Origin of the sequence: Mesorhizobium sp. M4A.F.Ca.ET.090.04.2.1, from assembly GCF_003999085.1 — a bacterium.
GTDB lineage: Bacteria > Pseudomonadota > Alphaproteobacteria > Rhizobiales > Rhizobiaceae > Mesorhizobium.
This window is the reverse complement of record NZ_RZOT01000042.1, coordinates 8,208-17,617: the sequence shown is the minus strand read 5'-3', so window position 1 is coordinate 17,617 and position 9,410 is coordinate 8,208. Positions and strand designations below refer to the sequence as shown.

The window sequence follows — 9,410 nt, the reverse complement described above, 5'->3', positions numbered from 1 at the left end:
GTGTCGTGCGGCGTCCGACGGCAAGGCCCGGCACCCGGCCGCCGGGCTCGGAACTCGCAGCCGCCATGCGCTCCTGCCGCTCGGCCTTTGCCGCCATCGCCCTGTTCAGCGGCGTGCTCAACGTGCTGATGCTTTCGAGCTCGATCTACATGCTCGAGATCTACGACCGCGTGCTGCCCAGCCGCAGCGTGCCGACGCTGATCGGCCTCAGCCTGCTCGTCGCCATCCTCTATGCCGGCCAGGCCGTGCTCGATTTCGTGCGCGGCCGCATCCTGGTACGCATCGGCACCGCGCTTGACGAGGCGCTCGGTGCCCGCGTCTACGCCAGCGTGCTGAAGCTGCCACTGAAGCTTGGGCGCGGCGGCGACAACATGCAGCCGGTGCGCGATCTCGACAGCGTGCGCACCTTCATGTCGGGCAGCGGCCCGACCGCGCTGTTCGACCTGCCGTGGCTGCCGCTCTATCTGGCCATCATCTTCATGTTCCACGTGCTTCTCGGCCTGACCGCGCTGGTCGGCGCGATCGTGCTGGTGCTGCTCACCGTCTATGCCGAGCGGCTGACGCGCAAGCCGGTCACGTCAGGCACGCAGACCGGCATCGTGCGCAACGGCCTGACGCTCGCCGGCAACCGCAATGCCGAGGTGATCGCGGCCTTGGGCATGGGCGGCCGCATGGCCGCAAAGTGGGAGGAGGCCAACCGCGACTATCTCGCCGAGCAGCGCAGCGTCAGCGACATTGCCGGCGGCTTCGGCGCCGTCTCCAAGATGCTGCGCATGCTTCTTCAATCGGCCATGCTCGGCGTCGGCGCCTGGCTGGTGATCGAGCAGCAGGCGACGGCCGGCATCATCATCACCGCCTCGATCCTCAGCGGCCGCGCGCTGGCCCCGGTCGACCTGGTCATCGCCAACTGGAAGGGGTTCCTCACCGCGCGGCAAGGCTGGCAGCGGCTGAACAGGATGCTCGCCGCCATGCCGGCCGACGCCCGGCCGACCGCCCTGCCGATGCCTGCCCGTCATATCTTCATGCAGATCGTCAGCATCGCCGCGCCAGGAACCCAGCGGCTTTTGGTGCATGAGGCGAGCTTCGCGCTCGAGGCCGGCCATGCCGTCGGCATCATTGGGCCGAGCGGCTCCGGCAAGTCGACGCTGGTCAGGGCGCTGGTCGGCGCCTGGCCGCTTGCGGCGGGCCGGGTCCGGCTCGACGGCGCCGACCTCGACCAGTGGTCGCAGGAGGATCGCGGCCGCTTCATCGGCTACCTGCCGCAGGACGTCGAGCTGTTCGCCGGCACGGTGGCCGAGAACATCGCCCGTTTCGAGCCGGACGCCGATCCGGCATTGGTCATCGCCGCCGCCAGGGCCGCCGGCGCGCATGATCTCATCGTCGGCTTCCGCGACGGCTACGAGACCGAGATCGGCGAGCTCGGCGAGGCGGTCTCGGCCGGCCAGCGCCAGCGCATCGCGCTCGCCCGCGCGCTCTATCGCGATCCCTTCCTGGTGGTGCTCGACGAACCGAACTCCAATCTCGACGCCGAGGGCGAGCAGGCGCTGTTCCAGGCGATCCTCCTGGTGCGGCAGCGCGGCGGCATCGTCGTCCTCGTGGCGCATCGGCCGAGCGCGCTCGCCACCGTCGATTTCGTCCTCGCGATGAACCAGGGCCGCATCCAGGCTTTCGGCCTCAAGGACGACGTTCTCGCCCGGCTGTTCCCGCGGCCGCAGCCGGCGGTGGCAACGGTGGCCGGCGTGCCGCGGCTGAGGCTCGCCACCGAGGAGCCGCCGCGCTCTGGCGCCGCGGCGGCCGGGGAGTGAGGGATGCGCGCCACCTCTCACCAGTCCATTCGCGCCCACACGCTTCTCGGCCTCGGCGCGGTCGCGCTGCTGGTCGGCGGCGTCGGCGGCTGGGCCGCGCTGACGCAAATCTCTGGGGCGGTCATCGCGTCGGGGGTTCTCGTCGTCGATTCCCACGTCAAGGAGGTCCAGCACTCGACCGGCGGCATCGTCGGCGAGATCGCCGCCCATGACGGCGACCGCGTCAAACAGGGCGCGCTATTGGTGCGCCTCGATCCGACCATGCCGGCCGCCAATCTCGCCGTGGTCACCAAGGCGCTCGACCAGTTGTCGGCGCGCGAGGCGCGGCTGGACGCAGAGCGCCAGGGCGCCGGTCAGATCGCCTTTCCGAAGGCCCTGCTCGACCGGGGCGGCGATGCGGTGGTGGCCGAGATCATCGCCGGCGAAAAGCAGCTCTTCGAGACACGGCGGGCGGCGCGCTCCGGCCAGAAGGGCCAGCTCAGGGAGCGCATCGAGCAGCTGCGCAAGGAGATCAGCGGCGACACAGCCCAGGCCGATGCCAAGTCGCATGAGATCGAGCTTGTCGGCGAGGAACTCGTCAGCCTGCGCGCGCTGTGGAAGAAGCGGCTGATCTCCATCGACCGGCTGACCGCGATGGAGCGCGAGGCGACGCGGCTCGACGGCGAGCGCGGCCAGCTGACGGCGGCGCTGGCGCAGGCCGAAGGCAGGATCGCCGAGATCAACCTGCAGATTATCCAGGTCGATCTCGATCTCAGCACCGAGGTCAACAAGGATCTGCGCGAGATCGACGCCAAGATCGGCGAACTGATGGAGCGCAAGGTCGCCGCCGAAGACCAGCTCAGGCGCATCGACATCCGCGCGCCGCAGGACGGTGTCGTGCAGCAGTCGATCGCCTACACGATCGGCGGCGTCATCACGCCCGGCCAGATTATCATGCAGATCGTGCCCGACAGCGACAGCCTGGCGATCGAGGCCAGGATCGCGCCGAGCGACATCGACCAGCTCTTCGTCGGCCAGCCGGCGGCGCTGCGCTTTTCGGCCTTCAACCAGCGCACCACGCCGCAGATCAACGGCACGGTCGAACGCACCTCGCCCGACACCACCACCGACCAGCGCACCGGCATCAGCTACTACACCGTGCGCATCGCCACCACGAGCGCGGAGGTGGCGCGCCTCGGCCAGGTCAAGCTGGTTCCCGGCATGCCGGTTGAATCCTTCATCAAGACCGCCGACCGCACGGTGCTCTCCTACCTGGTCAAGCCGCTGCAGGACCAGATCAGCCGTGCCTTCAGGGAGTAAGGCAGGCCGAAAGCGCTTAGGGTCGCTTGCTGTCCAGGCGTCATCACGCCCGGCCAGGTTATCATGCAGATCGTGCCCGACAGCGGCTAGTCGCGATCTGCTTGCCGCCGAATATCCGCCCCGGTCCGGCTGGCTGTGTATTCAAGGAAATGCTAATATTGACCTGGTCGGTGGGAGCTTCGTGCGGCCGATCGCGGCGGCGGGCGTCGAGGGGACGGCATGCGGATCGCAATGATGGGAGCGGGCGGCATCGGCGGCTATGTCGGCGCCAGGCTCGCCGAGCTGGGGGGCGAGGTCAGCTTCATTGCTCGCGGTGCCCACTTGCAGGCAATGCGCCAGAGCGGCCTGCGCATTCAAAGCGACCTCGGTAACATCTTGCTGTCCAATGTGTCTGCGAGCGACGCGCCGGCCGACATCGGTCCCGTCGATCTGGTGATTTTCGCGGTCAAGCTCTACGACAGCGAGAAGGCCGCCGCCACGCTCGGACCGCTCATCGGCGGGAACACGCGCGTCGTGACGCTGCAGAACGGCATCGATAGCGTCGGCATTCTCCGCCGCCATATTCCGGGCGACAGGGTGATCGGTGGCGCCACCTACCTGTCCGCATTCATCAAGCAGCCCGGAGAAGTCGTCCACGCGGGCGGGCTGCGTGACATCCTCGTCGGCGGACACCGCGACCCTGTCATCAAGGAACTTCAGGCGCTGTGCGATCGGGCTATCGGGCTGGAGCTGAAGCCGGTTGCCGACATCGACAATGTGCTTTGGGAGAAGTTCGTGACATTGGCGGCCTTCTCCGGCGGAACGTCGCTGATGCGTTCGGGGATCGGTCCGATCCTCGACGACCCCGAGGCGCGCATCTTCATCGAGCAGCTGCGCGACGAGGGCATGGCGATTGCCGCGGCCGCCGGTCATCCGCTGGCCGAGGGATTCGAACGGCGCGTCACGACCAGGTGGAGCGCATTCCCCCCGCATGTGAAATCGTCGATGGCGAACGATCTCGAAAGGGGAAAGCCGATCGAGGTCGCCTGGCTGTCCGGGCGGATGCACCAGCTGGGCATCGAGTTCGGCATCGCGACCCCTGGCCACACGGCGGTCTTCCGCGCCTTGCATCTCTACGCAGCAGGTGCCGCTGCCTAGCGGCATCCCATCGACCTTCCATGGAGGGCATCGTGACATCGAGCGAAGGCATGCCGGCGACGACAGGGAGCGAGGCAACGGGCTCCCAGGACATGTTCAACAGGGAGCTTGATACCTATCGCAGGATCGTGGATGCAAACCTCATGTTCCATCGCGAGGTCTATCGCCTTCTGCGTGACGTGCTCACGGAGCTTGCGCCTGCGTCGTTCCGCTTTCTCGACGTGGCGTGCGGCGATGCCGGCGCCTCCGCTGCGACGTTGAGGACGACCACGATCGGCAACTATGTCGGCATCGATCTGTCCGAGGCATCGCTGCGGCTGGCGGCTCGAGAGCTCGATATCCTTCCTTGCCCGGTCGAGTTGCGTTGCAGCGATTTCGCGCATGCGATGGCGACGTGGTCGGAGCCCGTCGACGTGATCTGGATCGGCATGTCGCTGCACCACCTGCCGACCGAGGGTAAGGCGCGGCTGATGCGGCACGCCCGCAGGGCCCTGGGAGGGATGGGCCTCTTCGTCATCTGGGAGCCAGCGCTTTTCGAGGGAGAGGATCGCGCCGCCTGGCTCGCCCGCTTCTCCTTGCTGCGCGATGAATGGTCGGCCGTTTCCGACGAGGAGTTCGCCGCCATGGAACGGCACATGCTACTGGCCGATTTCCCGGAAACCGCCGCCACATGGCTCGGCATGGGGCGGGATGCCGGCTTTTCCCACGCGGAGGAGATTTTCGTCATGCCGAACAGAATGGGTAGGATGTTCCGATACTGGAACTAGAGCACTCCAGCAAAAGCGTGAAACGGCTTTCCGTCCGCAACTGCTCAAAACAAAGAGATGCGAGACAATGTCATCCAAGCTGAAACCGAACGAGGTCACGCCGGGTGATGCGCCGGTTCCCTTGGCCATTGAGCTTGCCGGCCGCTGGGGGCGGCTGCGGCCGCTCGACGCCGCGGGCGATGCGGCACAACTCTACCTGCTCTCGCATGACGAGCACACGCACGCCACCTGGGTCGACATGAAGGTGGGGCCGTTCGCCACCGAACGGGCCTTCGCCGAGCAAGTCGCCGTCCTGGTGGCCGATCCCAAGCGCGCCTTCTTCGCCGTCGATGGCCCCGATGGCGGGCCGCTCGGATGGCTCTGCCTGATGGAGGCGCGACCCGCGCATCATGTCGTCGAGCTCGGCTATGTGCTCTACACCGCCGCTGCAGCGCACGCGGCTCGCCACCGAAGCGCTCTACCTCATCCTGCGCCACGTCTTCGACGATCTCGGCTACCGGCGCCTGGAATGGACCTGCACCTCGACCAACCAGCGCTCGCGCAAGGCGGCCGACCGACTCGGCTTCGTCTATGAAGGCATGCTGCGCGAGAGCCTGTTCCTGAAGGGCAAGCCGCGCGACATCTGCATGTACTCGATGCTTTCCAGCGAATGGCCGGCCCGCCGCGCCGCCTTCGAGGCCTGGCTCGATCCCGCGAACTTCCGCGATGGGCGGCAGATCTGGTCGCTGACCGAAATCCGTTCGGCTGCCGGCCATGATCCCGGGGAGCCGGCGGATCCGCCGCTGCCGGTCTGACGGAAAACCCTTGCCGGTGGCGATGCCGGTTTTGTGCTAATCAAGTCCAGTGGTTTCGCATGCATCAAGGGGGCAGGCTATGAAGGCGCTCGAAATCTCCAATCAGGATTTGTCGCGGCTGGCGGACGAGGCGATGGACCTCGCCACGACCTATTGGGCCTCGCTCGATGACCGTCCGGCCTATCCGTCGACCAGCGGCAGGGAGACAACCGAACTCTTCTCGCGGCCCTGGGCCGAGGAGGGCAGGGGCCGGGACGTCCTGCACGACTTCAAGTTGATCGCCGAGCATGCGCGACCATCCGCTGGCAGGTTCTTCGCCTACGTCTTCGGTTCCGGCGAGCCGGTGGGGGCGGTGGGAGAATTGCTGGCGGCGGTGCTCAATCAGAACGTGTCCTCGTGGCGATCCGCGCCGGCGGCGACATCGATCGAACACGCCGTCGTCGGTTGGCTGGCGGAGGCGGTCGGCTGCGCCGGATTCACCGGCAGCCTGTGCGGCGGCGGCTCGGCGGCAAACCTGATGGCGCTGGCGATGGCGCGTGAAGCAAAGTTGCCGGCCAATGAAACAGGGGTGCGCGGCGGCGTGGTCTATGCATCCGAGCAGGTGCACATGTCCATTGCCAAGGCGGTGGCGCTGCTCGGCATCGGCAGGGCGAACCTGCGCCTGGTTCCCGTCGACGACCAGTTCCGGATGCGTCCGGACGCCCTCCAGGCGGCCATCGCCGCCGATCGCGCGGCCGGACGAATACCGATCGCGATCGTCGCCACCGTCGGCACCATCGTCTCCGGCGCCATCGACCCGCTGCCCGAGATCGCCGCTATCGCCGGACGCGAGGGCATGTGGCTGCATGTCGACGGCGCGTATGGCGTTCTGGCGGCCCTGGCCCTGCCGGAGACGCTCAACTCGCTGGCGCTGGCGGATTCGCTCTCGCTCGATGCGCACAAATGGCTTTATCAGCCACTGGATTGCGGCTGCCTGCTGCATCGCCACCCGGACATCGCGCGCAGGACGTTTTCGCACAGCGACGACTATGTTGGCCTGCTGAGCCAGGATCCCACGGAAGGTTTCGCCTTCTTCGATCAGTCGTTCGAGCTGTCGCGGCGTTTCCGCGCGCTGAAGCTCTGGCTGTCGCTGCAATATCACGGGCGCCGCGCCTTTCGCGAGGCGATCGCCGAGGACCTGCGCCATGCCCGGCTTCTGGCCGAGACGGTCGAGGCGCATCCGGAGCTGGAGCTTCTGGCGCCGGTGCCGCTCAGCGCGGTCTGTTTCCGTCATCGCGCCAAGGACAACAGGGCGATCCTGAGACGCGTGATCGCGCGCGGTCGCGTCTATCTGTCGAACGCGACGGTCCACGACCAGTTCGCGCTCAGGGCGTGCTTCGTCAACCACCGGACGACGGACGGCAATGTGCTCGAAATCGTCTCGGAGGTGATCGCGGCAGCCGCCGAACTCAACGATTGAGGCTTGGAGCAATTCCGGGAAAAGTGTGAAACGGTTTTCCGTCCGGATTTGCGTCAAAACAAAGAGCTCTAGTTCGCCGACTGCCGATCTGATGGCCTCGATGGCGAGCCCCTTGTGATCGTTGCAATTCAAGTGGTGGCTGTAGGCAAGGTACAGTACATTAGAAAAACGAAATATTACTTTGGGAGTCCGCCATGGCAGAGAGGGAAGACGGCCGGACGCCGTTACCCAACGGCGCTGGCGCCGACTATGACCTGATCATTGTTGGTGGCGGTCTTGCGGGATCCTCGCTGGCCATCGCCCTTGCCGGTCGCGGCGCGCGCGTTCTCATCGTCGAACAGCAGGACGAATTCAGGGACCGCATCCGCGGCGAGGTTCTCATGCCCTGGGGAAGTCTCGAGGCCCAGCGCCTGGGCGTCTATGCTTTGCTTCTCGAAAGCTGCGCCACCGAGGCGGCCTACTATTCAAGATTCCGGGATGGCTCTCTGCAGGCTGTGCGGGACTTGATCGCGACGACGCCTTCCCGGACCTGTTGCATGACGTTTCCCCATCCGCAGATGCAAACGGTTCTGCTGAAACATGCCGAGAGCCTGGGAACGGAGGTGAGGCGCGGAAGCGTGGTCTCGGCGGTGACATTTGGCGATGTCCCACGAGTTCACGTCGGCAGCGACGCAAAGGGTCTCTCGGCGCGCCTGGTCGTTCTGGCGGACGGCAGGGATTCGCGTCTACGCTCGCTTCTCGGCTTTGAGGTGAGGCATGATCCCGAACTGCTGATCACGGCCGGCATGATCCTGGAGGGCGACGTCGATTGTTCGGAGGTTCTCGCCGGCAATGCCCCACCGCGGGCAAACACGATCAATCTCTTCTATGATCCCATGGGCGGGCGCATGGTAATCGCGATGAAAATTGCCCCCCGGCGCAACCGCATCTATCTCATCTACCACAAGGATGTTCTGCCGAAGCGCCTTTCCGGCCGTCATTCGGTGGAGGAGATGATACGCCAGCTGCATGCGACAGGCGCGCCCGCCCACTGGTTCGACCGGGCACGGCAGGCAGGTCCGTTTGCCAGCTTCGACGGGTCGCATCGATGGGTCGACAGGCCCAGTCGCGACGGGGTTGTTCTGGTCGGCGATACCGCGGCCGCCACCGACCCTGCCTGGGGCAGGGGGCTGTCGCGGACGCTCCGCGATGTCCGGCTGCTGCGGGACCGATTGCTCGAAAACCCCGATTGGCGATCGGCGGCGGAGGCCTACGCTGGCGACCATGATGATTTCTACGGCTGCATGCGACGCCTGGAGGCGATGGAGACAGCATTGCTGTTCGAGCGCGGAGAGGCGGCCGACCGGCGGCGCCAGCATGCCTTTGCGCTTTTTGCCGGCGATCCGACGCGGGTTCCGGATGTCGTCGGATTGGGACCCGAGGCACCCTCGGATGATCTGGCCCGTGCTCGTTACTTCGGAGAGATGTGAGGGACGGATTTAGATCCCGACCGTGCCCCGACAGCGCATGCCTTTTGCTGCGCCGGCAGGTGCCGGTCGCCTCACTCGACGAAGCCGAACCTGTCGACGTCGAACAGGCCCATGTCGGTGAGCTTGAGATGCGGGATCACCGGCAGTGCCAGGAACGCCACCTGCAGGAAGGGTTCGGGGATCGTGCAGCCGATGTCGCGCGTCGCCTCGCGCAACTGATGCAGGGCATGGGTGACGGTCTCGAAGGGTTCCAGGCTCATCAGCCCGGCCAGCGGCAGCGCCAGTTCTGCGGTGATGACGCCGTTGTCGGCCACCGCCATGCCGCCGCCCATCTCGATCAGCCGGTTGACCGCAACCGCCATGTCGGCGTCGGTGGCGCCGACCACGGTGATGTTGTGGCAGTCATGGCCGATCGAGGAGGCGATGGCGCCGCGCTTCAGGCCGATGCCCCGGACAAAACCCTTGCCGATATTGCCGTTCCTGCCGTGCCGCTCGACCACCGCGGCCTTGAGGATGTCGGCCTCGGGGTCGGCCTGCAGGCACTGATCGAGGACGGGCAGGGCGGCGTCCTCGCGGAAGGTGATGATCAGGCCGGGCTTGATCGCGATCACCGGCGTCTGGTTGCGGCCCGCCCTGGCCTCGACACGGAAGGCATCCGCCGTGACCGGCTTCGCCTTCAC

Annotated in this window: 9 protein-coding genes; 7 read left to right on the top strand and 2 right to left on the bottom strand. The window is 66.5% G+C overall.

All coding sequences use genetic code 11. The annotated features are described in order from the left end of the window. Nucleotides 1-65 precede the first annotated feature (65 nt). The 4 genes from EN781_RS05425 (at nucleotide 66) to EN781_RS05410 (ending at nucleotide 5,008) form a co-directional block, all read left to right on the top strand. Nucleotides 66-1,805: a type I secretion system permease/ATPase gene (locus EN781_RS05425; protein WP_127399838.1), complete on the top strand. Its 1,740-nt coding sequence runs from the start codon at nucleotides 66-68 to the stop codon at nucleotides 1,803-1,805. 3 nt (nucleotides 1,806-1,808) lie between these two features. Continuing rightward, nucleotides 1,809-3,104: an HlyD family type I secretion periplasmic adaptor subunit gene (locus EN781_RS05420; RefSeq protein WP_126055406.1), complete on the top strand. Its 1,296-nt coding sequence runs from the start codon at nucleotides 1,809-1,811 to the stop codon at nucleotides 3,102-3,104. Nucleotides 3,105-3,323: 219 nt separating this feature from the next. After that, complete coding sequence (locus EN781_RS05415) at nucleotides 3,324-4,241, top strand: 2-dehydropantoate 2-reductase (protein WP_245455514.1); 918 nt, start codon at nucleotides 3,324-3,326, stop codon at nucleotides 4,239-4,241. Between the two features lie 32 nt (nucleotides 4,242-4,273). Further along, nucleotides 4,274-5,008 (top strand): class I SAM-dependent methyltransferase, encoded by a 735-nt coding sequence (locus tag EN781_RS05410; RefSeq protein WP_189347333.1) that lies wholly within the window; start codon nucleotides 4,274-4,276, stop codon nucleotides 5,006-5,008. 70 nt (nucleotides 5,009-5,078) lie between these two features. On the opposite strand, the gene EN781_RS05405 is transcribed toward EN781_RS05410, so the two are convergent. Continuing rightward, a complete protein-coding gene (locus EN781_RS05405; protein WP_127399837.1) occupies nucleotides 5,079-5,399 on the bottom strand; it encodes a hypothetical protein in 321 nt (106 codons plus the stop codon). Between EN781_RS05405 and EN781_RS05400 the strand changes: the two genes are divergently transcribed. The 3 genes from EN781_RS05400 (at nucleotide 5,398) to EN781_RS05390 (ending at nucleotide 8,730) form a co-directional block, all read left to right on the top strand. After that, nucleotides 5,398-5,802 carry a GNAT family protein gene (locus tag EN781_RS05400; RefSeq protein WP_127399836.1) on the top strand — a complete coding sequence of 135 codons (405 nt, stop codon included), beginning with the start codon at nucleotides 5,398-5,400 and terminating at the stop codon, nucleotides 5,800-5,802. The genes EN781_RS05405 and EN781_RS05400 overlap by 2 nt on opposite strands. A gap of 79 nt (nucleotides 5,803-5,881) precedes the next feature. Then, nucleotides 5,882-7,261 carry an aminotransferase class V-fold PLP-dependent enzyme gene (locus EN781_RS05395; protein WP_126055403.1) on the top strand — a complete coding sequence of 460 codons (1,380 nt, stop codon included), beginning with the start codon at nucleotides 5,882-5,884 and terminating at the stop codon, nucleotides 7,259-7,261. A 194-nt stretch (nucleotides 7,262-7,455) separates the two neighbouring features. After that, nucleotides 7,456-8,730, top strand: a complete 1,275-nt coding sequence (locus tag EN781_RS05390; RefSeq protein ID WP_126055402.1) for an NAD(P)/FAD-dependent oxidoreductase — start codon at nucleotides 7,456-7,458, stop codon at nucleotides 8,728-8,730. 71 nt (nucleotides 8,731-8,801) lie between these two features. Here the strand turns inward: EN781_RS05390 and EN781_RS35145 are convergent. Continuing rightward, the coding region (locus EN781_RS35145; RefSeq protein WP_281034360.1) for an adenine deaminase C-terminal domain-containing protein at nucleotides 8,802-9,410 on the bottom strand (609 nt) is incomplete at its 5' end.

Bases quoted from the DNA above. Each gene is read 5' to 3' on its own strand.
- EN781_RS05420 (WP_126055406.1), top strand. From the start codon at position 1,809: ATGCGCGCCACCTCTCACCAGTCCATTCGCGCCCACACGCTTCTCGGC.
- EN781_RS05400 (WP_127399836.1), top strand. From the start codon at position 5,398: ATGTCGTCGAGCTCGGCTATGTGCTCTACACCGCCGCTGCAGCGCACG.
- EN781_RS05405 (WP_127399837.1), bottom strand. From the start codon at position 5,399: ATGATGCGCGGGTCGCGCCTCCATCAGGCAGAGCCATCCGAGCGGCCC.
- EN781_RS05415 (WP_245455514.1), top strand. From the start codon at position 3,324: ATGCGGATCGCAATGATGGGAGCGGGCGGCATCGGCGGCTATGTCGGC.
- EN781_RS05395 (WP_126055403.1), top strand. From the start codon at position 5,882: ATGAAGGCGCTCGAAATCTCCAATCAGGATTTGTCGCGGCTGGCGGAC.
- EN781_RS05390 (WP_126055402.1), top strand. From the start codon at position 7,456: ATGGCAGAGAGGGAAGACGGCCGGACGCCGTTACCCAACGGCGCTGGC.
- EN781_RS05425 (WP_127399838.1), top strand. From the start codon at position 66: ATGCGCTCCTGCCGCTCGGCCTTTGCCGCCATCGCCCTGTTCAGCGGC.